Origin of the sequence: Pollutimonas nitritireducens, assembly GCF_002849615.1 — a bacterium.
Lineage (GTDB): Bacteria > Pseudomonadota > Gammaproteobacteria > Burkholderiales > Burkholderiaceae_B > Pollutimonas > Pollutimonas nitritireducens.
Genome location: NZ_PDNV01000011.1, coordinates 131,348 through 153,669, shown reverse-complemented (window position 1 = coordinate 153,669; position 22,322 = coordinate 131,348). Strand labels below are relative to the sequence as shown.

At 52.2% G+C, this 22,322-nt stretch carries 23 protein-coding genes and 1 tRNA gene; 15 read left to right on the top strand and 9 right to left on the bottom strand.

Annotated elements, in window-relative coordinates; all coding sequences use genetic code 11:
• Positions 1 to 350 precede the first annotated feature (350 nt).
• From CR155_RS17065 to CR155_RS17050, 4 genes are all read right to left on the bottom strand, one after another.
• Positions 351 to 884: a copper chaperone PCu(A)C gene (locus CR155_RS17065; RefSeq protein ID WP_102071226.1), complete on the bottom strand. Its 534-nt coding sequence runs from the start codon at positions 882 to 884 to the stop codon at positions 351 to 353.
• Between the two features lie 166 nt (positions 885 to 1,050).
• Complete coding sequence (locus CR155_RS17060; protein WP_158238295.1) at positions 1,051 to 1,692, bottom strand: M23 family metallopeptidase; 642 nt, start codon at positions 1,690 to 1,692, stop codon at positions 1,051 to 1,053.
• 107 nt (positions 1,693 to 1,799) lie between these two features.
• Positions 1,800 to 2,306: a signal peptidase II gene (gene lspA / locus CR155_RS17055; RefSeq protein ID WP_102071224.1), complete on the bottom strand. Its 507-nt coding sequence runs from the start codon at positions 2,304 to 2,306 to the stop codon at positions 1,800 to 1,802.
• An 8-nt stretch (positions 2,307 to 2,314) separates the two neighbouring features.
• Positions 2,315 to 4,615 (bottom strand): heavy metal translocating P-type ATPase, encoded by a 2,301-nt coding sequence (locus tag CR155_RS17050; RefSeq protein ID WP_102071223.1) that lies wholly within the window; start codon positions 4,613 to 4,615, stop codon positions 2,315 to 2,317.
• A gap of 134 nt (positions 4,616 to 4,749) precedes the next feature.
• Here CR155_RS17050 and CR155_RS17045 point away from each other — a divergent pair.
• The 7 genes from CR155_RS17045 to CR155_RS21160 all read left to right on the top strand — a co-directional run bounded on the left by CR155_RS17045 (position 4,750) and on the right by CR155_RS21160 (position 8,880).
• Positions 4,750 to 4,823, top strand: a tRNA-OTHER gene (locus tag CR155_RS17045).
• A gap of 90 nt (positions 4,824 to 4,913) precedes the next feature.
• Positions 4,914 to 5,678: a hypothetical protein gene (locus CR155_RS20930; protein ID WP_199171809.1), complete on the top strand. Its 765-nt coding sequence runs from the start codon at positions 4,914 to 4,916 to the stop codon at positions 5,676 to 5,678.
• A complete protein-coding gene (gene lnt, locus CR155_RS17040; protein WP_233214392.1) occupies positions 5,591 to 6,541 on the top strand; it encodes an apolipoprotein N-acyltransferase in 951 nt (316 codons plus the stop codon). The genes CR155_RS20930 and lnt overlap by 88 nt, the downstream gene beginning before the upstream one ends.
• Positions 6,542 to 6,544: 3 nt before the next feature.
• Positions 6,545 to 7,147 carry a DUF1404 family protein gene (locus tag CR155_RS17035; protein WP_102071221.1) on the top strand — a complete coding sequence of 201 codons (603 nt, stop codon included), beginning with the start codon at positions 6,545 to 6,547 and terminating at the stop codon, positions 7,145 to 7,147.
• A gap of 400 nt (positions 7,148 to 7,547) precedes the next feature.
• Positions 7,548 to 7,958 carry a Cd(II)/Pb(II)-responsive transcriptional regulator gene (gene cadR / locus CR155_RS17030; RefSeq protein WP_102071220.1) on the top strand — a complete coding sequence of 137 codons (411 nt, stop codon included), beginning with the start codon at positions 7,548 to 7,550 and terminating at the stop codon, positions 7,956 to 7,958.
• Between the two features lie 102 nt (positions 7,959 to 8,060).
• On the top strand, positions 8,061 to 8,450 hold the full coding sequence (locus CR155_RS17025; RefSeq protein WP_102071219.1) for a TlpA family protein disulfide reductase: 390 nt from the start codon (positions 8,061 to 8,063) through the stop codon (positions 8,448 to 8,450).
• Between the two features lie 43 nt (positions 8,451 to 8,493).
• Positions 8,494 to 8,880, top strand: a complete 387-nt coding sequence (locus CR155_RS21160; protein ID WP_233214385.1) for a cytochrome c biogenesis CcdA family protein — start codon at positions 8,494 to 8,496, stop codon at positions 8,878 to 8,880.
• A gap of 389 nt (positions 8,881 to 9,269) precedes the next feature.
• On the opposite strand, the gene CR155_RS21150 is transcribed toward CR155_RS21160, so the two are convergent.
• Positions 9,270 to 9,491: a GDCCVxC domain-containing (seleno)protein gene (locus CR155_RS21150; protein WP_102071245.1), complete on the bottom strand. Its 222-nt coding sequence runs from the start codon at positions 9,489 to 9,491 to the stop codon at positions 9,270 to 9,272.
• A gap of 325 nt (positions 9,492 to 9,816) precedes the next feature.
• On the opposite strand from CR155_RS21150, the gene CR155_RS17010 reads away from it, so the two are divergent.
• The 3 genes from CR155_RS17010 (at position 9,817) to dsbD (ending at position 13,787) form a co-directional block, all read left to right on the top strand.
• Positions 9,817 to 10,143 (top strand): four-helix bundle copper-binding protein, encoded by a 327-nt coding sequence (locus CR155_RS17010; protein WP_102071218.1) that lies wholly within the window; start codon positions 9,817 to 9,819, stop codon positions 10,141 to 10,143.
• Positions 10,144 to 11,409: 1,266 nt separating this feature from the next.
• Positions 11,410 to 11,703 (top strand): DUF2933 domain-containing protein, encoded by a 294-nt coding sequence (locus CR155_RS17000; protein ID WP_102071216.1) that lies wholly within the window; start codon positions 11,410 to 11,412, stop codon positions 11,701 to 11,703.
• Between the two features lie 131 nt (positions 11,704 to 11,834).
• A complete protein-coding gene (gene dsbD / locus CR155_RS16995) occupies positions 11,835 to 13,787 on the top strand; it encodes a protein-disulfide reductase DsbD (RefSeq protein ID WP_102071215.1) in 1,953 nt (650 codons plus the stop codon).
• A gap of 39 nt (positions 13,788 to 13,826) precedes the next feature.
• On the opposite strand, the gene CR155_RS21485 is transcribed toward dsbD, so the two are convergent.
• A complete protein-coding gene (locus CR155_RS21485) occupies positions 13,827 to 13,946 on the bottom strand; it encodes a metal-sensitive transcriptional regulator (RefSeq protein ID WP_439650456.1) in 120 nt (39 codons plus the stop codon).
• 193 nt (positions 13,947 to 14,139) lie between these two features.
• Between CR155_RS21485 and CR155_RS16985 the strand changes: the two genes are divergently transcribed.
• Complete coding sequence (locus CR155_RS16985; protein ID WP_102071214.1) at positions 14,140 to 14,496, top strand: copper-binding protein; 357 nt, start codon at positions 14,140 to 14,142, stop codon at positions 14,494 to 14,496.
• Positions 14,497 to 14,707: 211 nt separating this feature from the next.
• Here the strand turns inward: CR155_RS16985 and CR155_RS16980 are convergent, their stop codons facing one another.
• Entirely contained in the window at positions 14,708 to 15,040 is a 333-nt protein-coding gene (locus CR155_RS16980; protein WP_102071213.1) for a DUF4148 domain-containing protein, read from the bottom strand.
• A 605-nt stretch (positions 15,041 to 15,645) separates the two neighbouring features.
• Between CR155_RS16980 and CR155_RS16975 the strand changes: the two genes are divergently transcribed.
• The 3 genes from CR155_RS16975 to CR155_RS16965 all read left to right on the top strand — a co-directional run bounded on the left by CR155_RS16975 (position 15,646) and on the right by CR155_RS16965 (position 19,171).
• Complete coding sequence (locus CR155_RS16975) at positions 15,646 to 16,803, top strand: porin (protein WP_102071212.1); 1,158 nt, start codon at positions 15,646 to 15,648, stop codon at positions 16,801 to 16,803.
• Positions 16,804 to 17,147: 344 nt separating this feature from the next.
• Positions 17,148 to 17,843: a heavy metal response regulator transcription factor gene (locus CR155_RS16970; protein WP_102071211.1), complete on the top strand. Its 696-nt coding sequence runs from the start codon at positions 17,148 to 17,150 to the stop codon at positions 17,841 to 17,843.
• Positions 17,837 to 19,171, top strand: a complete 1,335-nt coding sequence (locus tag CR155_RS16965; protein WP_102071210.1) for a heavy metal sensor histidine kinase — start codon at positions 17,837 to 17,839, stop codon at positions 19,169 to 19,171. The genes CR155_RS16970 and CR155_RS16965 overlap by 7 nt, the downstream gene beginning before the upstream one ends.
• A gap of 142 nt (positions 19,172 to 19,313) precedes the next feature.
• On the opposite strand, the gene CR155_RS16960 is transcribed toward CR155_RS16965, so the two are convergent.
• Entirely contained in the window at positions 19,314 to 19,640 is a 327-nt protein-coding gene (locus tag CR155_RS16960) for a DUF4148 domain-containing protein (protein WP_102071209.1), read from the bottom strand.
• Between the two features lie 94 nt (positions 19,641 to 19,734).
• Positions 19,735 to 20,388, bottom strand: coding sequence for a porin (locus CR155_RS16955; protein ID WP_255399277.1), 654 nt, complete (start codon positions 20,386 to 20,388; stop codon positions 19,735 to 19,737).
• Positions 20,389 to 21,015: 627 nt separating this feature from the next.
• Between CR155_RS16955 and CR155_RS21245 the strand changes: the two genes are divergently transcribed.
• Entirely contained in the window at positions 21,016 to 22,167 is a 1,152-nt protein-coding gene (locus CR155_RS21245) for a glycosyltransferase family 4 protein (protein ID WP_102071207.1), read from the top strand.
• Positions 22,168 to 22,322: the final 155 nt, after the last annotated feature.

Below are 22,322 nucleotides of genomic sequence, written 5' to 3'. Positions count from 1 at the left end.
ATGGCTGCTAAGTGATCCGACCAGTATTGCATTCCCTTCGACATATCTGCCTGCTCCGAAATTGAACAGACTGAAGGTTGCGCCTTTCATCGAAACCCGACAAGGATGTGCTTGCTGGATCACTTACCAATAAACTGCCTGCGAGTCAATAAACACCGGCACAGAGGTCGCGTCTGCGACCTCTGTGCGGTAAGGTTATTAATGAGCTGTGACCATACCTTACTCATAGCGCCAATCTTCCTGAGAAGCTGTGACGTTATGCGCTGGTGTGCCCGACGTCGTGAGGTTAGCGATGGACGGTGGTTACCGGCCATCTTCCCGATCAACCAGTCTTATAGATAAGACTAGGACTATTCTGGCACAGTATTAGCCGGTTTGACTTCGCACGTCGTTATGGCTTTCTCGCCAGATTCAAATGTGAATTCAGCCTGAACGTGAGCGCCAACAGCAAGGGCTTGGGTAGGCTTTTCGAGCATGGCATGATAGCTGGCCGGTTTAAATTTCAATTCTCCGCCAGCTGGGATCGAAATTTCGTGAGCCATGCTCATTTTGCTCTGGCCGTCCTCATTGGTCGTTTGATGTAATGATACCTGGCCGAACGCGGGTATCGCCAAGCTGGTTAGTTTGGCGTCACCTGAGCCAGTGTTTTTTATGACAAAGTAGCCTGCAGAAGGTATTGGCTTCGGTAATGAACGAATCCAGCAGCCTGAAACTGCTAACGTTTTAGACACAGATGCTTTATTGTCTGGTCCCGTATCGGCGCGTTGAGTTGTCTTGGATTGATCTTGCGCGGACACAGGAGCAACATGTTCACCGTGAACGTTTGCTGCGTAGGCAGTCGAAGAGCCGTAAAGCATTAAAATACCAAAAACTACTTTTTTCATGATGCTACCTTCGTGTTATTCGACAATGGGAAAGGGCTTTAATGAACGGAGCACATCTGCCCGTTGCATAGACGAGGCACGTACTATTAAGACAACGAGTGTTGTGCGCCTTAGGTGAGAAGCAGGCGGAACTGTTCGACCTCTTGGTGACCTCTCCCACGCCTTGTTAATTTACGTTGTCGGAAAAATATTCATTCTCAACGAAAAGTCGATCTACTTCTAATGGGTTAATCGGCTGATCGTCCATCCGAACCTCATAATGCAAGTTGTTGCCAGTGACCATTCCGGTCGATCCCACATATCCGATGGTCTTTCCTTTTGCAACGGCAACGCCTTTTTTTAAGCCCTTGGCGAACCGGCTTTGATGAGCATAGAGGGTGGAGAAATTGGCAGCATGCTCGATAATAATGACTTTTCCGTAGCCCTTTTTTCTGCCAATAAATGCAATAGTGCCGTTTGCTGTTGTTCTGATAGGCGTGCCTTTGGGCGCTGAGTAATCAACTCCACTATGGGCTATGGGTTTATTCAGAACGGGGTGGAGGCGTAGGCCAAAATTAGAACTTATTTTTGTTTCCGCTCCTTTTATCGGGGTAAGGAGAAACGATTTACGAAGCCGTTCCGCTCTTGGGACTTCGGCGACGGCGTTCGTGTCATGAAGTTGAAACTGTTCATTGATAATAGAAAAACTTAATACCTCGGCAAACGCATTGGAAGCCATAAAAGCGCTTGTCGATAACAGAATTACGCCTGCGGCACGTACGAAATTTTGTTGAGTGATAGCTGTTAAAAATGTTTTATTCCAAGACATGAGATTGAGGTTTTTTAATATTTGATTGTGCCTTTGTGCCTTTGTGCAACGTGCAATGAGGGCATTTGATGAGTTAATAGGATGGAAATACAGGATTATTGCAGAAGCTATGTAGCTTGCTTCATTTCGTTTCGCGGGAAAGTAAAGGACGAGAGGACAAGAAAAATAGCGCCTCCGACCACTAACACATCGGCCAGATTGAAAGCCGGCCAATGCCATAGTCCCCAGTGAAAATCAAGATAGTCTACGACAGCGCCTATACGCACTCGGTCAATGACATTGCCCAGGGCGCCGGCAACGATCGAAACATACGATGCCGTTACCAATCGATTCGTGACTCCGCGCCATAGCGAGAATAACAGTATGGCGCTCACCAGCAGCCCCATGGCGCTGAAAAAATACCGTTGCCATCCACTTGCGTCAGCTAAAAAAGAAAAGGCGGCACCCGGGTTCAAAACGTGAGTCCAGTTAAACCATGGCGTGATTTGAATACTCGCATGAAGTGGGAGGGAGGCTGAAACCGCCTGTTTAATGGTTTGATCAATTGCGGCTAAGCTCAATGCTAATAAGCACCACAGCCACCAACGGGATTTGGACGAAAATTGTTGTGCCATCCCGGCCTCTAACCTGTTGAGCGTTCGTAATCGGTCTGGCGTGTTTGTGAGCTGGTCGGGCGCACTCTTTCTTTTTTACCGCTGCGCAATAAACGCAGGCCATTAGCCACAACCAGTAGGCTGGCACCCATATCTGCAAAGACAGCCATCCACATGGTCGCTCCGCTAAAAATGGCGAGGTAGAAAAATATTACCTTGATGCCGATTGCGAAGCTTATGTTTTGCCATAGCACTGCATGGGTTTTGCGCGATAACTCCACTGTTGTCGCAATGCGATGCAGGTCATCGTTCATAATGACCACGTCGGCTGCTTCCATGGCGATATCCGTACCTGCAGCGCCCATGGCAAAACCAATGTCGGCTTGAGCCAGCGCTGGCGCATCGTTAATACCGTCGCCTGTCATCCCGGTTAAGCCATAATGCTTTTGCATTTCCTGGATTGCGGCGAGTTTGTCTTGCGGTAAGAGATTGCCACGCACATCCTCGATACCGGCTTGGTGGCCAATGGATCTGGCTGTCGCGCTATTGTCGCCCGTTAACATGACGGGTGTGACCCCAAGCGCCTTCAGATCAGCAATAGCAGCTCGCGAGGTTTCTTTGATCGTGTCGGCAACGGCAAAAAGAGCTAGCACGGCCTCGTTGGAGGCAAACAGCGTAACGGTTCGCCCGGCCTCTTCATGAATTTTAAGCAGTGCTTCCAGTTCGGCGCTGCATTGATCGCGCTCCTCGATCAAGCGATGGTTGCCTAACACGTAGTTCTCGCCCGCCACTGCACCTTTGACTCCGCGGCCAGGAAGCGCCTCAAAGCCATCAACATCATTGAAGGGCAGGTTCAATCCTGCGGCAATAGCTTTGGATACGGGATGGTCGGAACGACCGGCCAGGCTTGCCGCCATCGCGGCTACGCGTTCTTTTGAAACAATAGGGGAGATGATTTCCCATTCGACCAATTCTGGCTTGCCTGCGGTGATCGTGCCGGTTTTATCTAATGCCACGGCTTTGAGTTTGCGAGCCTCTTCGAGATAGGTGCCACCCTTGATTAGGATTCCTCGGCGCGCGGCCGCAGCCAAGCCGCTGACAACTGTCACGGGCGTGGAGATGACCAGTGCACAAGGGCAAGCAATGACCAGTAAGACCAATGCTTTATAAGCAGCTTGCAGCCAAGTCCAATCGAAGAGTAGGGGGCCGGCCAGCGCCACCGCCAACGCTATGATAAAAACAGCTGGTGTATAGATGGCGGCAAACTTGTCCACAAAGCGTTGCGTCGGCGCGCGACTGCCCTGCGCCTGCTCCACGGCATGAATGATTCGGGCCAGCGTCGAATCGCTCGCCACAGCGGTGACCTCAAACTCCAGAGAGCCAGACTCATTAATGGTGCCGGCAAACACCGGGTCACCGATGGCTTTTTCAACGGGGATGCTTTCGCCTGTCACAGGTGCTTGATTGATCGCACTTGCTCCCGCCGTGACGGTGCCGTCTAAGGCCACCCGTTCACCTGGTTTGATACGCACGATTGACCCGAGCGTAATCTCCCCAGCTAGCATTACCTGCCAAATGCCGTCAGGCTGGCGAACCTCGGCCGCTTCTGGCGCAAGGTCCAGAAGACCCTTAATCGCATTTCGTGCCCGATCCACGGCGCGAGCCTCGATTAATTCAGCGATAGCATACAAGGCCATGACCATGGCCGCTTCAGCCCATTGGCCGATTAAGAAGGCTCCTGTTACTGCGACGGTCATCAAGCCATTAATGTTAAGTCTGCCGTGGCGAAGAGCAAAAAAGCCCTTCATGTACGTATCGAGTCCGGCCAGCCAAATCCCGATAACGGCTATCGCCATTCCAGCGATTTGCCACGGCTGGGTGTCGGGAGCGAGAAACGAAAGACTCTCCGCTCCGAAGGCAAAAACGAGCGCAAAAACCAAGCGGGTGATGCCGCTCGAAAATCCGTGCTCCTGGTCACTGTGCGCCCCGGAGATGTCACCACTGTCGCCTGATTTTGATATTTCTTTCGGATCAAAACCGATTTTACGTATCGCGGTCAAAGCCAACGGCAACACGTCAGTTGGTGCATCGATAACCAACGTGCGCGCGCCAAGCTGAAAGCCCAAGCTACGGATACCAGTAACTGGTTCGAGCGCGCGACGAATTTCAGACTCTTCAGCGGAGCAGTCCATGGTGGCAATGCGATAGGCCGTCGCGGAACCGCTTTTTTGTGGCATCTGCGGCGGCTCAGTGGGTTGGCTAGTGTGGCCGTGTGCGTGATCGCAACACGATGCAATCGTTTTGTCGAGGGTTGGCTGAGGACTTTTCATAGTGGATTTCCTTTGATGCCGCTATTAGAAACCCTGCAGTGGCTTTAGGGTCAAGTGTTTTTTGACTCTCTTGTCATCTATCGCCGTCGCGTCAACTAGCGGGGGGGCAGTAATTGCTAGAATGCTGCTGACTTGGAGAGGTAGCTCAGAGGCCAGAGTGCGTCTTTCAATGACGAGGTCGGGAGTTCGACTCTTCCCCTCTCCACCAATAGCCGCGGCATCGCTAATTCAGGCCGCTTTTCCGTAGAAGGTAAAGTCTAATTTTCAAAGACCTTATGTCCAGGATCAGTGTGACTCCATGACCAAGTCAGCGCGTCAGCCTTATCGGCAATATAGCCAGATTATTCCAATACACGTAGGCCTTTATCTAGGCTCCTTTTTATTGGGTATGTTATCGGTATTGGCCTTTGCACCGTTTAATCTGGCATGGGTATCGATTTTGACCTTAGCGGGTCTTTTCGGTTTGCTGTCCCAAACGCGCTGGAGGCTTACCCCTACGCTCGTCGGGTTTATGTTTGGGGTAGGTGTCTTCGGTGCAGGAGTGAATTGGATATACGTCAGTCTCCACACCTACGGAGGCATGTCTGCATCATCCGCTGCGCTCGCAACGTTATTGTTTTGCGCGGTGCTAGCTCTTTTCCCGGCATTATTTGGTTTTGTGGGAAGCCGCCTTATCCGTAAAACGCAGGGTGTTTGGATTCTGGCCCCTATTTGGGTGACGTGCGAGTGGCTACGTGGTGTGCTTTTTGGTGGCTTCCCTTGGTTAACATTTGGATATACACAAGGTTTTACTAGCCCGTTGTCTGGGTATGCCCCGGTGTTTGGTGTATACGGGGTTTCCTTTGTTGTGGCTCTTAGTGCGACGACGCTGGTGTCCTGCATGGTGCATCCCACCCGTGCTTGGCTAAAATTAGGCCTTCTCGGGAGCATCTGGCCGCTGGCTGGGGACTTCAGCAATTGGATTGGTCGCAGCCCGTGGGGTCGCCCGTCTCCGTGTCCCTACTCCAAGGGAATGTGCCGCAAGACAAAAAATGGCGTGCGGATGAAACTGAAAATATATTAAGAAACTATGTTCAGTTAGCTCGGTCCTCGAAAACCCAGCTAATCGTCCTGCCGGAGACGGCAGCGCCGATGTTTTTCAACGAAATTCCAGCATGGTTCGGCGAGGAATTAGCAACGATTGCGCTCGAAAATGGAGGTGATATTATTTTTGGCGTGCCCGAACAAATTCCAGGTGAAGCAAGCGGCACTTTGCAATTTAATAGTGCGGTAAGCATTGGTAATGTGCCGTCCCAACGGTATCGTAAGCAACATTTGGTGCCGTTCGGTGAATTCATCCCTTTTGTAACGCTGTTTTCCTGGATTCCCGAAGTCCTTCAAATTCCGATGGCCAATTTTTCAGCCGGCGCATCAGGGCAGCCAGTCATGCAGATAGCGGGACAGCGCATCGCAGTCAATATCTGTTTTGAGAACGTGTTTGGCGAAGAAATTATTAGGCCGGCCGCCGATGCGACCCTACTGCTGAATTTGAGCAACTTAGCGTGGTTTGGTCGTTCGCTTGCTCCTGCACAGTTTGTCGAAATCAGCCAAATGCGAGCCATGGAAAATGGACGGTATATGCTGCTTGCAACGAATACAGGGCCGACCGCAATCATTGATGCGAAAGGACGACTCGTGAAACAAATCGCCGGATTCGAAAGAGGAGCTCTTACCGGGACGGCTCAAGGATATAAAGGCCGAACACCCTATAACTTCGCGGGCAACTGGCCTATTTTAGTCCTTCTGTTTCCTGATGGCCTGGGCGGATACTCGCACAATGCGGCGCTATTTCGTATTGACGAGCGCGGAAAGCTGATCAAAGCGTACGATGTCGATCGTGCCGACCTGGCATTGGCCGACTATTTATATAATAAGTCGGAGCCGTAGCCCATGCGCTTGAGCACGTCTCGCTATATTGCCTGGTTGCCTGGCGTGCTTCTCGTGGCGGCAGCCGTGCTGCAGCCATGGCTCGAAGCCACCATGGCCCGCCATATGGGGCTGGAGTTTCCGCTTCTGTTTGTCATAGGCTGGTTGACCGCCTCGGCTGCGGGTCCGCGTCTTGCGCGGCTGATTGAGCCCTGGAACGCAAAGGGACTTACCGCGCTTGTAGTCACGGCCTTGGTGACCGCGTTCTGGATGGTGCCTGCCGCGCTCGATCTGGCCGTCCTCCATACAGGTGTGGCCTTAATTAAGGTTCTTAGCTGGCTTGTCGCCGGCATGCTGGTGGGCGTCTCGTGGCGCCAGGCGGGCGTGGTGATTCAGGCATTTTTTATTTTCAACTGGTGCTGGATGACGGTTGCCGTGGGCCTGATTTATCAGGAAGCCCCGCAGCAATTGTGCAGCGTTTATCTGGTTGACGATCAATGGAATGCAGGGGCTTTCATGGTTTTCTGGGCCGTGGCTGTGCTTATACTCTGGTTGCCGGGGGCGATCAAATCGAGCAATTTGCTGGGCGATAGCGATGACTCATCCAAAACGCGACGCACAAATTAGGTGCATTTCCTGAGCGTACTTTGTTACTTAAAGGTGCACGATCTCGTTCTTGCAAGTGAGGAGACTTAGTTCTGCACCTGGCAACAACCAAGTGCTATAGATATGGCTGCTCTTTTAGCGATTAAATCGTGGCCATCGATATTCCCAGACCGAGCTAGTCCAGCCCTGATCGCATCGATATTGGTTTTCACAGCAATTTGGTGCCGATTACACAAAGTCTCACGCGGTTATCTGTAATTCGCTAAATTGCCATCCTGTGGATGGGGGAGGTAGCAGCTTTTTTCTCACCCTTGCTGGCGCATACTTTCGACGGCAAGATGGAGCAGGTCGTCTTGCGTTAGTTGCTATTGACATACGAATACCCTATAGTCACTCTATGGTTTTATTAACTGAGATTAAGATGAATATCAAGATTGGCGAGCTGGCCAAGCGCACGGAATGTCAGGCCGAGACCATTCGTTATTATGAGAAGGAAGGGCTGTTACCGGAACCCTCTCGCAGTAGCGGCAATTATCGTCTGTATAGTGAAGAGCATGTTGAACGCCTACGATTCATCCGGCACTGTCGTACGCTCGATATGGCGTTAGAAGATGTACGTGCCTTACTGAAATACCGCGACACGCCGGAGGAGGATTGCGGCGATGTCAATGCTTTGTTAGATGGGCATATCCATGAGGTGGAAGTGCGCGTCAAAGAATTAATGCAGTTAAAGGGGCATCTCACGATTTTGCGCGAAAAATGCACAAGCGCGAAGCCGACAGAATCGTGCGGGATATTACAGGCGTTGTCGGATTGCTCCTGCCATGTTTAAAAAGGTAATTTTTGACTTTATGTCGAGCGTGTAAGCTATCCCGCAAGTGCCTCGTTTGCTGGGCTACTTCGGCACGATGGGAGCTGACTCGCTCGTTTAACCTTGGCTGATTTTCATGGTCGTGTCATATTGCTCAATCTATGGGCGACCTGGTGCCCTCCGCGTCGAGAGGAGATGCCATCGCTGGACCGGTTAAATGCCAAGCGTGGCGGTCCAGACTTTGAAGTCGTTGCGCTTTCGATTGATCGAGATCCCGATTTAGTCAAGCCGTTCTATCAGGACTTTGGCATTCGAACGTTAAAGCATTACGTTGACCCGACGACAAAAGTCTCAGATACATTGCGTGCACCGGGCGTGCCAACAACGCTATTAATTGACCAAGAGGGCCGAGAAATAGGCCGGGCAATGGAGCCCGCCGCCTGGGATGGCCCGCAAGTTGAAGCCTTGATTGATGGTGCACTACTGTATCCCTCTGTTCGGGATTCAAAGTGATGAGCAATGACATTGGAACCGATTTTTTCCTGGGGGCTATACGATGCTTGAGTTGACCGTCATTGGGCTATTAACGGCGTTTTTCGCCGGTATCGCTTCTTTCTTGTCACCCTGTGTTTTGTCGCTTGTACCTGGCTATCTCTCCTATATTGCAGGCGATGCCGTCCAGTTAGACGCCTCTCGTATCGAAGCACGTGCTGCTCGATGGCGAGCATTGGGCCTTAGTGCGTGCTTCGTTGCAGGCTTCTCCATGGTGTTCCTGGTTTTGGGAGCCAGCATCAGGCGTTTGTTCTTATCTTATCGCTACGAACTGAATATCGCTGCAGATGGCGTTATTGTCATCGCCGGCCTGATGATTATGGGCGTGATACGTGGCCCCGCTATGGATTCAGCGTTACTACCGCTTCGAGCCGCGTGGTGGAGGCGGTAAGCCCTGGTCCGCGACCGTGCTTGGTATGGCGTTCGGCTTCGGTTAGACGCCGTGTATTGGTCCCGTGCTCGGCGGTATTCTTGTACCCGGCGCCACTTCTGAGAGTCTCGGACAGGGGAGTATTGCTTTTGGGTATTTACGCACTGGGGTTAGGTGTACCGTTCCTGCTTTCCGCGTACTTCATGACCTCTTTTATGCGTCGACAGGGTTCGTTGCGCCGAGCGGGGCGTTATCTTCAGATAGTCACCGGCGCGATTCTGGTGCGGATGGGCATTGCGGTGGCGAGTGGGCAGTTGGTGCGCTTTGACATTTGGTCACTCAGGACGTTTCCGGCGCTCGGGGCGATTGGTAGTTGCGTGATTTTCCGCATTTTGTTTCTTGGCATCCGGTCAGCCACAACAGCCGTGCTGTTTGTCGTGTTCTTGAACTGGCGGACAGGGTACGGAACCGTACGAACAATAAACACAGCAGTCGTCGGGTCGTGGCTTCAAAACAGCCCGGCATTGCTCGCACTCGTAGAACCATTGGCAGGCGTCAGTCGGCATGGTTTCTGTTTTGACATACCCACATCGGGGGCAGGTCAGCGTGGACTTTAGGACAATAGCATTCATTCCATATTTCTCATCAATAGGGTTGCGTACATGATCGTGCTCAAGAAAGGCGTGATGACGATTCGGCGCGCGCAATGCTTGCACGTGCTCCAACCAGGCAATATTGATTGTCTTATTGAAGTGCAGTGCTATGGTACCGACGCCAACATAACGCAAACATTAAAAAATTGTAATACAAGGTGCACGTAGAATACAGACCGCGTGGAGATAACGTGATTTCCGAGCGAAGTATTGCTCCTAAGGCATTGAAGTTGCTGGATTAGGCAAGTGGCATCGCATAGCGAAGCCACTTCGTAAACACAGCTTAAGTTCTTTGGAGATCAATATGCCTCATGAAAAATTTCAATCTTGCATCGACGCTTGTTATGCCTGCGCTGTTGAGTGCGACCACTGCGCTGTTTCAAGCCTGGGAGAACAAGACGTCAAAATGATGGCGCGCTGCATAAAGCTGGATATGGACTGCGCGCAAATTTGCCGCTTGGCGGCTAGTTATATGGCCAGGGGCAGTGAATTCGCCCAGGCGCTTTGTCGCCTGTGCGCCGATGTTTGCCAAGCGTGCGCAGATGAATGCGCCAAGCATCCAATGGATCACTGTCAGCACTGCGCCGAGGCTTGCCGCAAGTGCGCCGAAGAGTGTAGACGAATGGCATAGATGAATTAGTGAGCGCACGGTACAAACTATGCGCGATGTACTTATTGGCCAGCGTCTGGCTTACCACCCAGCGCTGCGCGCTCCGCCATTAATGCAAGTGTCTAGCATCGGTTGGCGCAGAGCGCTACACAGTTACGTTGCGTCCTAGGGCGGCATTGTGGATAAGGGTGAGCGTTCGAGGTCGGCCGTGAAGTCTGTACCAACACCTTGCGCCTATCTCAACTCGCACATCCACTACCGGTTCAGTCTTGTATAACAAAACCAAGCCAGACATCCCGCTCCAAGGAAACAGAGCACCGCTAGAGCCATAGCCAGACCGGAATCGGCTACTAGTGGTGCGACCAATCACGAGAGCACCGTGGCGCCCACCATCATCGAGTATCCATAGCTGACTGTCGTCAGTGGCGCGAATCGTTTCGCGAGTTTCCCTGACAGTTAAACGCCGAAGATTATGCCGGACGTCGCAGGAGTGAACAGCCACCCGAATTCCGCCTTACTTATCCAAGATACTGAACAAGGAAAATAGGCGTTGAGAAAACATACAAGAAAAAGCCTATGAAATTACAACTTAAGGCTAGCGTCAACAACCAGAACGGCTCGCTTCTTAGCACGGCGCTGTAGCTGCGCAGCAGCGACACTGGCCTCATCGATGTCCGTCGCTCCCGTGGCGAGGTCACGAGGTGCAGAAAGACCGCCATTTGCCGCGGTCTTTCTAAAGTTCCGGTCAGTGAAAGAGCAATAACCAGGCGCGATCATCCCGCGAGCAAGCAGTGCGTCTATTGACATTAGGCGGCTATCAATGAGGCTCAGTGTTTACCAGCGAACAAGCCACCTGAAGATAAGCGCACCCCAATCGTTCTTCGCCTCCGGTCCGATCAGTCATTGCCTCGAGCGCACAACAGCCAGGATGTCATTGCCCAAACTTGTATGGTTTTTGTCCATAGCATTACTAGTTCCTCAGGCAGTATTACTTGGTCTTCATCACGTTTATCAGCAGCGTAAAAGTTCCCACAGTGATAATGTCAACCGGCAGTATTTGCCGCCCGTTGTAAATATTGAACGCTTTGCCCCCTGTTCTTCAGTGCCATTGAAGCAACGCGAGCGCTTTGTACATATAGCAACAAATCTTTTGCTTCCTCGAACTACTTCTCAAAGATGACAAAGATGTAATGTCCGCGCAATCTGCCTGACAGCAACGGAGCATTACAGTAGGCTCGTCGCTAGATTTCCGGATAAGGTATCCGCGACGCAAGTAAGGAGCCAACAATGAAATGCGATATGAAGACGGTGATGAAAGGCGGTCTTGGGCTAGCCGTGTTGATTGCTGTGGCCTATGCAGCGTTACCGGCCGTTCGTGAGTGGATTACTGCGGTCGGTCCTTTCTTATTCTTCTTAATCTGTCCGTTGATGATGTTTTTCATGACGAAAGGCATGCAATCGGGCCACAGCGATAACGAATCAAAGAAGGGTGAGCCCACACAGATGCCAATGCCGCAAGAGGCTAATGTTGGGGACCGCCGACGTTCACTAAACCACAAAATAGAGCGCCTTGATACCTGAGTAGGCTATGGGAACCAAATTCACACCAATAGTTCTCCTAATGCTAGCTGTAATTGGGTTGGTCGCTATTTTCGCCTTCGTTTTCATGGGAATCATGATGTTCTGGATGTTGAGCAATTGAAGTGAACTCTATGCGTTTTCTGATAGCCATGCTGGTGTTGGCACTGGCGTGGTTACCTGGCATTAGTTCCGCGCAAGTTTCTGAAATGCCAGCCGAGTCCACCGGTACTACAGTGTCGGCTTCTGCTTCCTCGAACAGTGGGATTCTGGGCTCCATGCGAAGTTGGTTTGGCGGCGAGAACTCTGACCAAGAGCTGTTGCCGCCAGACGAAGCGTTCAAAGTCTCGGTGAGGGCGCGCGACGCCGATACGCTAGTCGCTACGCTCACTGCAGCAGACGGCTATTATCTTTATCGCGATAGGATTGCATTTGATCTTCAGCAGTCATCCAACGCGGCGATCAAGAACGTCGCGCTACCCCAAGGTAAGCTTAAGGATGACCCCACTTTTGGGCATGTCGAGGTGTATTACGGATCTATCCAGATCCCAATTACGATAAATCGGCTGTCTGGATCTATTTCCGAGCCGTTGATTCTACAAGCCTCCTATCAGGGTTGTAACGACCCGACCGGTGTCTGCTATCCACCAGTAAATACAACGCTGTCCGTAGTTTTTGTCGAGTCAGCCCAGACCAGCGCCGCCTCAGCGGGTGCTAACGTCGCGCAAGCTCAAGCGAGTAGCGGTATCCTGCGAAGCACTGCCAAGGGCCAAGTCTCGGAAACAAGCCTTGTACGAGATCTGTTCGCCCAGGACAATGCGTGGGCGCTCATAGCCGCCTTCTTTGGTTTTGGCTTGGTGCTGGCGTTTACACCCTGCATGCTACCCATGATTCCGATCCTGTCGGGAATGATTATTGGGCAGGGGCGCTCGTTAAGCCGCCGCCATGCCTTTGGCCTTTCTTTTGTTTATGTGATGGCCATGGCCATCACATACGCGCTCGCCGGTGTGGCCGCGGGGTTGGCAGGCACAATGCTCTCGGCATACCTGCAAAACCCGTGGGTGTTGGGCAGTTTTGCGATCGTATTTGTACTGCTTGCACTTTCTATGTTCGGCTTTTATCAGCTTCAGATACCCGCTTCCATACAAAGTCGCCTAGCGGGCGCCGCAAACCGGTCGGCTGGTGGCAAGGTCTTGAGCGTGTTCGTCATGGGCGTGTTGTCCGCCGTCATTGTCGGGCCGTGCGTAGCGGCACCTCTGGCCGGAGCTCTGCTTTACATTGGTCAGACAGGAGATGTCGTGCTGGGTGGCTTGGCGCTTTTCTCACTCGCCATAGGGATGGGTGTCCCGCTTCTGATTTTTGGCACCACAGCAGGCGCACTTTTGCCTAAGGCTGGCCGATGGATGAAATCCGTGCAGCATTTTTTTGGCGTCACGATGCTGGCGGTGGCCATCTACCTAATTTCCCCGGTCGTACCTTCCGTCGTCCATATGAGCTTATGGGCCGTCTTGCTCATTATTTCTGCGATGTACCTGAAGGCGTTGGACCCGTTGCCCGACGGCTCGCCTGGTTTCGTGCGCTTTGGCAAAGGGGTTGGGGTCATTGCACTAATTTCGGGTTTGGCACTGCTCATCGGCGTGCTGTCAGGAGGCCGCGATGTGCTGCAGCCCCTGAGCGGTTTAAGAGGTGCAGATGCTGGGGCCGCACAGAATATCAGCTCGCCTGAGCTGCAGTTTAAGAAAACCACGAGCCTAGCCAACCTTGAGTCCCAATTGCAGGCAGCCGAAGGTCGCTACGTCATGCTCGATTTCTGGGCTGACTGGTGCATATCCTGCAAGGAGATGGAGCGTTTCACGTTTACAGATGCCCAGGTAAGAAAACGCCTCAAAGACGTCGTGTTGCTTAAAGCCGATGTGACCGCGAACAATGCCGACGATCAGGCACTGCTCAAACGTTTTGGACTCTTTGGCCCCCCCGGCATCATCTTCTTTGACAGGCAAGGAGCGGAGATCGACTTTCAGGTTATCGGGTTTCAGGCACCCCAGAAATTCTTGCGCTCTTTAGATTCGGTCATGCCAAGTCAGTGAGGTTGAGAACCAGACGCTTAGTTGAGTCAGCCTAGCGCTTTACTTCAGGTAGGATCGCAGCACCGCCGCCACCTGATTGACCTCCTGTTCGCGCTCCTCCGCTGTCAAACCCCCGGCAGCGACGTGCTCGCGAATCTGACCTTCCAGCACCTCAACCATGAGGCCGTTTACTGCTCCGCGGATAGCTGCGATTTGCTGAAGTATACGGCGCCTATTCTGTCGATGTTCGTTATCCCAGCCGCCTGGCTTTTGTTGCAACGGCGTCAAATCCGTCGCCTTGAAAGAAAGCATCAGTAAGGTAGTACTCGCCCGGTGCATACGCACCATATTTTCCATCTACGGAGAAATTGTTATGAAGAAACTGATCTCATTTTCGCTGGGTGCTAGCCTAGCGCTTGGCATGTCCCTTACAGCTTTTGCAGCCGATGGGAATACTAACGGTCCGACCGGAAGTACCAGTGCGGCGTCTTCGGAAGTCAGGGCGGACACCGCTTTGACTGATGGTGTGGTTCGTAAGGTGGACCGGCCAAGCGGCATGATAACGATTGAGCACGGCGCACTCGAGAACGTCGGCATGCCACCGATGACGATGGCTTATAAAGCCAAAGATGAAACGGTATTGCAACAGGCCAAAGAAGGGGAAAAGGTTAAATTCAGGCTTGAGAACCTGAATGGAACCTATACCATCATGACGTTAAAGAAGCGGTAGTGTCTACTGCTTGGGAAGCCTTTGAGCATCATCGGCTGTATTTTTAGGTACCTGGCATTCCTGGCGTGAACGCCAACGTCATGAGACTGCCGCCAGATGGTACGCTTATCACACGACGGGCCCGAGCCATAGGCGACAAAGTTGGGATTTCAGAAAGGAGTAGGGCAGCCGTTTGGCTGCCCTAACTATATTAGAAAAAGATCAGAACGGCTTACGCGCCGGTGTAGAAGCTTTGGATATACGCTTTTTCTTTCGCGCTCATTGATTCCAGTTCCTGTCGAACTTCGGCGCGCGATTTCGTCTGCTCAGCGCCGGCCATAGACCAAGTCCCGGTTTCTTCCCCCTGGCGGGTGGCCCATGAAGGGTCTGCCTTTGCCTGCTCGAGCTCCTCAAGCACCTGTGCACGGCTCTTCATGTTGGACCAATCGACGACTTCGGTGCCCCCCTGTTCACTGTTGTCAGGGATCCAGTAAGCAAAGCTGGTAGCGGGAACTGCAATAACTGCTGTAAGCAAGGCGGCAAGAGCTTTGGTACGAAGGGACATTATTCATTCCTTTTAAAAGAGTGGTTGCCAGCGGAGTCGTTGATTCACTAGCGTCGTGCTAGTTTTTCTGGCGATGGGTCTACTGTATGTCCCGAGTGCCAACAGGCCGATGACGACAACATGACATTTGCGTCATCTTCGTCAATCTGTCGTCATGATCGTTGCTGGTTGTATCGGTCGTGCGTATACACGTGCTGACTCGCTGATTGACTAGCCGGACTGGGCTGTCGCGGAGAGCTCGCTGTTTCAACCATTATTCGCGGCTACAGCCTGCGGAAATGTGCCGCGGCGTGGCAGAACCAAAACTTGAGAAACAGTTTCGCGGCTTCATTCGACTGAGTATCGGCAGCAGGAAACCTTTGCAATTATTAGAGCTAATCGGGCGTTCGCAAACCCAAAGGGGCCAGAGTGTTGCTCTCGGCGTTATGGAGATAACGCATTTGTAATCGATGAGTTCGTAGATTGTTGGGCACCGCCAACTAAGCTCCTAGTCCCGCAGTCTTGGATTCGTTTCATGTATGGATCTCGCGTTAAAGCGTGCATGCAGGAACGAGCATTTACTGTAATCAGCGCCATGTCTACCTCAGGGTTAAAGGAGCCTTTTTATGAAAAATACGCTAAAAATAATGGCCGCTCTGGCTACGTTACTCTCTAGTACTACTCAGGCGGAGACTTCCGTTACGCTATACGGAATACTCGACGCGGGCGTTGGCTACTCGAAGGTGGATGGGACGATAGTAGATCCAGTCACCAATCAGAGAGTGTCATTAGATCGCAGCCGTTTCGGCATGACGGACAGCGTTAAACGAGGCACTAGGTGGGGTATACGGGGTAAAGAGGATCTTGGCGGCGGACTGTATGCCAAGTTTCAATTGGAGTCTGGTTTCAATCTTAGCAAAGGACAATCGACTCAAGGTGGTCGTCTGTTCGGTCGTAACGCGACAGTTGGGCTTGGCAGTGATAATTGGGGTCAGTTCAATCTAGGCCGTCAGTACAACATTGGGTCGCGCTATTTTTACAGCGTTCTTGGCCCAATGTTTGGCGGAGGTTTTACTCAACTGAATATGGGCAGTGGGTCGGGCTTTAGCTCAGTAAATTGGGTACGCTACGACCAACTAGTCACCTATGAGACGCCGACGATAAATGGCTTCACCATGGGCCTTGGGTACTCATTTAGTGCGGATGATTCCAAATCGAATCAAGTGGGATTCAATACGGCTGATAATACACGCGCTATAACAGCAGCGCTTCGCTACGGGAATGGGCCGTTGTCAGCCTTTATATCGTATGATCAACTAAACCCTTCGAACAAGCTGAGTGATCAACAGACGCAGGCGACGCCCAGGTCGTATGTCGTTGGCGCAGCCTACGACTTTGAAGTAGCCAAGCTGGCACTTGCGTATAGCAGGACGACTGATGGCTGGTTCGGTGGGGCAGGCTTGCCTGGGGGGGCTGTAGGGAACTTCTCCGGTGTGCCGACTAATGTTTTCGTCGACGGTTTCAAGTCAAATTCATACTTAGTTGCAGTCTCTGCGCCGGTAGGAGCCGCGGGCAGCATGTTCGGCTCCTGGGCGCGAGCAGACGCAAATAACAAAGATCTTACCGGAGGAGATGCAAGCTCAAATACGTTCAGCCTCGGTTATACCTATACGCTCTCAAAGCGGACCGAGTTGTATGCCGTCGGCTCGTATACCGATAACTTCGCATTCTTGGACGACGCGAAGGTTAAAACTGTCAGCGTAGGGTTGCGTCATCAGTTTTGACCCAATGTGTATGGGATGCCCGCTGCGTTCACTTAGCGTAGCGGGACCGAAGAGGCTTCCGCATGGGTCCGAGAAAACTCCTCGAACGTACCGTGACGGCTCTCGGCTCCTTTGTCGCGGAATGCTGTGCATTGCCCGAGGCCGTATGGCGCAGGGCGTATGCCAGCAAGGTTACGGATTCGTAATCACCGTGTCCTGCTAATGACAGGCTGACTAACGTAACGTATACGGGTTACGAGCATACCGTGCGTTAGGGACGAGCTGCTAACGACGACTGCAGATGCGTTCTCGCCTCACGTACCACTGTGCGCTTAGCCATTTTCCATGGAGGAATCACAACAACAATGAAAATTCTTGTGGTCGAAGATGAAAGAAAGCTTGCAGACTACTTACGTCGAGCGTTGACGGAGCATGGCTATGTGGTTGATGTGGCTGGCGACGGCAGGGAGGGCCTATATTTCGCACAGGAAACCCCATACGATCTTATCCTTCTGGATGTAATGTTGCCGGGTATGGATGGATTTCAATTGTTACGCGAGCTACGCAAACAGAGTCGTGTGCCAGTGCTCATGCTCAGCGCAAGAGATCGGGTTGAAGACCGGGTGAGAGGGCTGGAGGATGGCGCTGATGATTACCTTCCCAAGCCCTTCTCGCTGACCGAACTCATGGCTCGGATCTTTGCGCTGGCTCGTAGGAACGACCCCGCAAACTTGACTGACGCCCATACGAATATCGTTCGCGTAGCCGATCTAGAGTTGGATCTTCTGTGCCGACGCGTCTATCGGAACGAGCAACCAATCAACTTGACTGTGAAGGAGTTCGCTTTGCTTCAGTTATTCATGCGCAAGCGTGGCCAAGTCTTGTCCCGGCAGACTTTAGCCGAACAGGTCTGGGATATTAATTTCAACAATAATACCAACGTAGTGGAAGCGGCCGTCAGGCGGTTACGCGCAAAGGTGGACGGCCCGTTCGAAAGGAAACTGATACACACCGTGCGCGGCATGGGGTATGTGATTGAGGTTCAGGATGCCGAATGTTGAGTTGGTCAAACTCGATTCGGGGCCGACTTTCACGCTGGCTCGCGATACAGACCTTGGTAAGCGTAGGACTGATCTGTACAGCTGTATATCTTGCTATTAGTTCGAACTTCGCGACCCGCCAGACTGAGCTGTTGGCGGAAAAGCAGAGGGCAATTCAGCATTTAGCTACGGAAAGCGCATCTAAAAATAGCGCGGAATCGCTCCAACATCAGCTCTTGGATTTCTTCCACGGCCATCCAGAGCTCTCGCTGGTTTTGCAGACCAGCAATGTAACCAAGACGTTTGGCAAGAGACCGCCAAACGCCAAGGCAAGCATGTTTCGCCAGCATACGTTTATGCTACCGGAGTATGGGCTATCGACTGGACCGATCCAGGCGCAACTGAGCATGGACATCACTTCCGACCTTCGCTTTCTCAGGCGCTTGGCATTGGCTCTATTTATTTGCGCAATTTTAGGCGCAGCACTCGCGTCGTTAGGTGCAGCGTGGTTGGTTCGCAGGGCGCTGACCCCGATCGATGCATTGAGCAGCCAGGTGGCAAAGTTGTCCCCGGAACGGCTTGGCGAGCGGCTTGAGGCGAAGGACCCTGCGGCAGAGATTTCCCCGTTGATTACGCAGTTCAACGCGTTATTCGAACGTATCGAGGGTGCCTATGCACAGATGGAGGAATTTAATGCCAATCTGGCCCATGAGTTGAGGACGCCGTTAGCAACGCTGATTGGTGAAACCGAGCTGGCATTAAGTTCTAAACGCTATGAGCGCTCGCTTGAAGAAATGCTCGCTTCTAACCTGGAAGATTTCCACAGAATGGAAAGAGTCATCAGCGACATATTGCTCCTCGCACGGGCCGATGGCGGCACGAGGATTAAGACAGAACCGACCAACAGTATTGCGATTACCATCCGGGAGGTTATGGATTATCACGAGGCTCAGGCCGAAGAAGCTGATGTGAAACTACTGCTAGTGGGCGACGCCTCAGCAATGATTAGCCGTACGCTTTTTCAACGCGCCGTGTCGAATTTATTATCAAACGCGATCCGTCATGCCGACATGCTCAGCGACGTGCTGATTGTAGTGGAAACAACAGGCGAAGAAGTGCAGATCGCAGTTTGTAATCTTGGCACTCCTGTCGCGCAAGAGCACCTGGTAAGGTGTTTTGAGCGGTTCGTCAGGCTACCGGCAGGGCGAGTGTCTAGCGATCAAGATCATTTTGGGCTGGGGTTAGCAATCGTTGCGGCGATAGCTCGAATGCATGGCGGCAAAACGTTTGCCCGATCCGTTGATCGATTGGTCACGATGGGATTTACAGTGGCTAGACCAATACATTAGCTTCGGTTTGCGTGTGAGGATATTAAACGCTCCATACATGGATATGACCGGCTGGGCGTTGGGAAAAAAAACCGCGCACAAGTTTAGTCGTGCGCGGTGACTACCGCTATCCCATCGCGGAGAAGAGCGTCGTCAAATCGAACTACAGTCCCGATTGCCGCTGGACCTCTGCGTTATATTCGGGGCCACTACGCAGCCGCACATACTCGGCGTAGGCAGATCTGTATTCACGGCTAAAGGTATCTGGTGTGCTCTCGCCAGCCCAGAATTTATCAAGCCCTGCTTTTTTCCACAATGCTAGATCCGCACGTACCTCCGCACGCGTCTTGGGCTCTCCGAAAACACTGGCTATGTTTGAGGATGCCGCCGCGCTTGCACTAACAGCGGAGGTATGTGGCTGTGCGCTGACCGCCATCGTCGTTGTCGCCAGCAGCACTGCTGCGAAAAGGTTTTTTTTAAAGTTGGTCATACGTTTACTCCTAGAATTTGCGAACTCATGCGGCTGCGCAATGGCGCGTGATGAAAGTTAAACCGCTTGAATGAATTGTAGGAAATCAGTCTGGTCAGTTTCCGAACACGCGCATTACTTTTTTGTTACCCAAATCAAAGAGTAATGAGCTTCGCCTAAGTGGTTCCGATAGGTGTGCACAGTTGATGATGCTCGATTCTTCGGGCGCATTGATCCTTGGCGAACGGCTGCTACAGCAAGTCTCGCCCAGATGCACCTCGGCCACCTCGAAGTCATAACTGCCTGCAAGGTTCCAGGATTTGGCCTTGATGCCGGTGGCAGTCTCGGCGTCCTTCATCTGGTCGTAGGTCAGAACCGCAGCCACGGAACCGTTCGAGTAGCGCAGGCCCGCAGTCACGGCGTGGACGTTCGGCTCGTTCTGGTCCCTCTGCTGGAACTCTTGCTCACCATCCGCATTGAACGAATACCCGACACCAGCCTGGAAGCCGGAAATGTTGGGAGTCAGGTACTGAATCTGGTTATCGTAACGTACCTCAGCCACGTTAAACGTGCCGGCGCTACGAGCTTGATTGAAGTTGTTGCCGAAAGGCGTGGCGACACCAGCCAGCCAGCGATAGGCTATGTTGCCCTGGCGGCCCAGCGTGATCGTGCCCCAAGCATCGGATTTCAGACCAAGCACCGCTTCACGGCCATACAAACGACCGCCTTGGGCTTGGGTGCCGTTCATCAGGCTGTAACCGTTTTCCAGCGTGAAGATATTCGCCTTGCACTTTGTTCGTTTAAGTGTCGTTGTGGCTTAGTGCTTTGGCGCAGTCCTTCCACTCGTTAGCAGTCTTGAGTGTCATCGGACGATGCTGTGTGGCCAAATGTTATGAATTGGACCATGTTCATGCGAGTGGCCGCTATTGCGCTGTCGGAAGTCTGCAGTCTTCAAAGCTGCCTATCTGGATGGGCGCGCTTCTAATGTGCATTGCAAAAATGTAATCCTAGAGTTTGACGTTTGTCACGTCGGTACGCTTACCATTCGCGTCTTGCAGACGAAGAGCCAGCCATGCCTCACCGCTGCGGCTTCGCTAAGAAAGCTTTGATCTCCGCAGCACTTTGGACTGATGCTTCGCTTAAGCAGCCGTAGCTTGGTCAAGGCTTAGGTTGTTTTCTGGCGTTGATAAACAGCGAGTCGGCAGTTCTACGTGAATGCGCGAAGGCGTCGAAGTAGAAAGTTGGCTGCAAAGGAAGACAGGTGGATATTCCAAAGTCCGGGTCAGAAGCATTTCAAACTCTAGCAAACATCTCGTGATGTGCTGAGTCATTTCTAAGCGATAGCGACCATTTCGAATATGAAAAAGATATCTTGTTTCACTACACCGCTGTCATTATGAAGATTCTCTATACCAACTTTCATCGAGGTGACGGTGGAGGACACACCACTTACATTCTCTCCCTTGCGCGGGAACTCAGCGGTGCGCACGAGATCGTCATTGCAGCGCCCAGAGGGAGCCGTCTTTTCGAATCAGCTGTGGCTCTGCCAGGCGTTCGGACCATGCCACACGAATTCAAAGGAGGATTGCTAAAAACGCTGCTGGGCCTTCGGCGCCTGAGAGCATTCTTGCGACGTGAGCAATTTGACATTATCCATGTTAACGGTGCTGCAGATCATCGTGCTTGTATGTTCGCGGTGGCGGGATCAGGCGCTTGGCGCCCAGTGCTCGTGTATTCCCAACATAGTGACCGCCTGTCTCGAAGCCTCGGAGCACTAGCTCGTGCAAAGCTTGCTACGGATCATGTGATTTGCGTCTGCGACCATACGCGGAAAAAGTTGGTCGAATCATACTTCAGCGGGTGCCGCCTGCACGTAATCCGAAATGGTGTTGACTTAGACAGGTTTGTTCCCCCATCGCGAGAGGAGCGAATGACTGCGAAATGTTGCTGGATTCCGACTCACTTGGCGGGGCGGTTAGTCGTAGGTAGCAATGCGGGGACCGCGGAGTACAAGAATTGGCCGGATATGGTCGAAGCCGTCTCTCTTCTTCCTGCTGTGCTGCGAAGTCAAGTCGTCGTCTTGATTGCCGGCGTCCTTCCATCAGATGCTCAGCGCGCCAGAGTCGAGGCACTAAACATGCGCAATAGTGTGGTTTTTACAGGACTTTTGGATGATGTTCGTTCATTCTTGGCAGCGTTGGACGTCGGGTTTGTTGTGTCATCGAAAATAGAGACTATTTCGTTTGCATGCCGAGAAATGATGGCTATGGGTATACCTGTGATCGTAAGTGATGCGGGCGGCTTACCAGAGAACGTCGACAATGGACATGATGGTTGGATTGTGCCAATCCAAGATCCGCAGGCGATAGCTTCGGTTCTAACAAAGGTGTTGGAGAGCCCCACGGATCTAGTTTCCATGGGCTTGCGGGCACGACAGAAGGCTGTTCAGGAGTTCTCGATTGGTTCTTTCGTCTCGTCTACGCAGGAAGTGTACCTACGAGGCAAAGCTTCGTCCAGGAAGAGTACTTGGATTGTGCGCCCTGACTGAACGCCAACTGCCTGAACCGCGCGCATGAAACAAATATGTTTATGAACGGTTACCTGCGCAAAAGCGACTGAGTGCATGGGGGCACTGCTCTCATCGAGTTAAACATCCAGCAGGCTGTTATAGATCGTGCCGTTTTGAAACACTGTCATAAACGA

Coding starts and splice junctions, on each gene's coding strand:
- CR155_RS16965 (WP_102071210.1), top strand. CDS start 17,837: ATGTTGAGTTGGTCAAACTCGATTCGGGGCCGACTTTCACGCTGGCTC.
- CR155_RS20930 (WP_199171809.1), top strand. CDS start 4,914: ATGACCAAGTCAGCGCGTCAGCCTTATCGGCAATATAGCCAGATTATT.
- cadR (WP_102071220.1), top strand. CDS start 7,548: ATGAATATCAAGATTGGCGAGCTGGCCAAGCGCACGGAATGTCAGGCC.
- lspA (WP_102071224.1), bottom strand. CDS start 2,306: ATGGCACAACAATTTTCGTCCAAATCCCGTTGGTGGCTGTGGTGCTTA.
- CR155_RS21160 (WP_233214385.1), top strand. CDS start 8,494: ATGCTTGAGTTGACCGTCATTGGGCTATTAACGGCGTTTTTCGCCGGT.
- CR155_RS21150 (WP_102071245.1), bottom strand. CDS start 9,491: ATGAATGCTATTGTCCTAAAGTCCACGCTGACCTGCCCCCGATGTGGG.
- CR155_RS16960 (WP_102071209.1), bottom strand. CDS start 19,640: ATGACCAACTTTAAAAAAAACCTTTTCGCAGCAGTGCTGCTGGCGACA.
- CR155_RS16975 (WP_102071212.1), top strand. CDS start 15,646: ATGAAAAATACGCTAAAAATAATGGCCGCTCTGGCTACGTTACTCTCT.
- CR155_RS17035 (WP_102071221.1), top strand. CDS start 6,545: ATGCGCTTGAGCACGTCTCGCTATATTGCCTGGTTGCCTGGCGTGCTT.
- CR155_RS17065 (WP_102071226.1), bottom strand. CDS start 884: ATGAAAAAAGTAGTTTTTGGTATTTTAATGCTTTACGGCTCTTCGACT.
- CR155_RS17060 (WP_158238295.1), bottom strand. CDS start 1,692: ATGTCTTGGAATAAAACATTTTTAACAGCTATCACTCAACAAAATTTC.
- CR155_RS16970 (WP_102071211.1), top strand. CDS start 17,148: ATGAAAATTCTTGTGGTCGAAGATGAAAGAAAGCTTGCAGACTACTTA.
- CR155_RS17000 (WP_102071216.1), top strand. CDS start 11,410: ATGAAATGCGATATGAAGACGGTGATGAAAGGCGGTCTTGGGCTAGCC.
- CR155_RS21245 (WP_102071207.1), top strand. CDS start 21,016: ATGAAGATTCTCTATACCAACTTTCATCGAGGTGACGGTGGAGGACAC.
- dsbD (WP_102071215.1), top strand. CDS start 11,835: ATGCGTTTTCTGATAGCCATGCTGGTGTTGGCACTGGCGTGGTTACCT.
- CR155_RS17010 (WP_102071218.1), top strand. CDS start 9,817: ATGCCTCATGAAAAATTTCAATCTTGCATCGACGCTTGTTATGCCTGC.
- CR155_RS16980 (WP_102071213.1), bottom strand. CDS start 15,040: ATGTCCCTTCGTACCAAAGCTCTTGCCGCCTTGCTTACAGCAGTTATT.
- CR155_RS21485 (WP_439650456.1), bottom strand. CDS start 13,946: ATGGTTGAGGTGCTGGAAGGTCAGATTCGCGAGCACGTCGCTGCCGGG.
- CR155_RS17050 (WP_102071223.1), bottom strand. CDS start 4,615: ATGAAAAGTCCTCAGCCAACCCTCGACAAAACGATTGCATCGTGTTGC.
- CR155_RS16985 (WP_102071214.1), top strand. CDS start 14,140: ATGAAGAAACTGATCTCATTTTCGCTGGGTGCTAGCCTAGCGCTTGGC.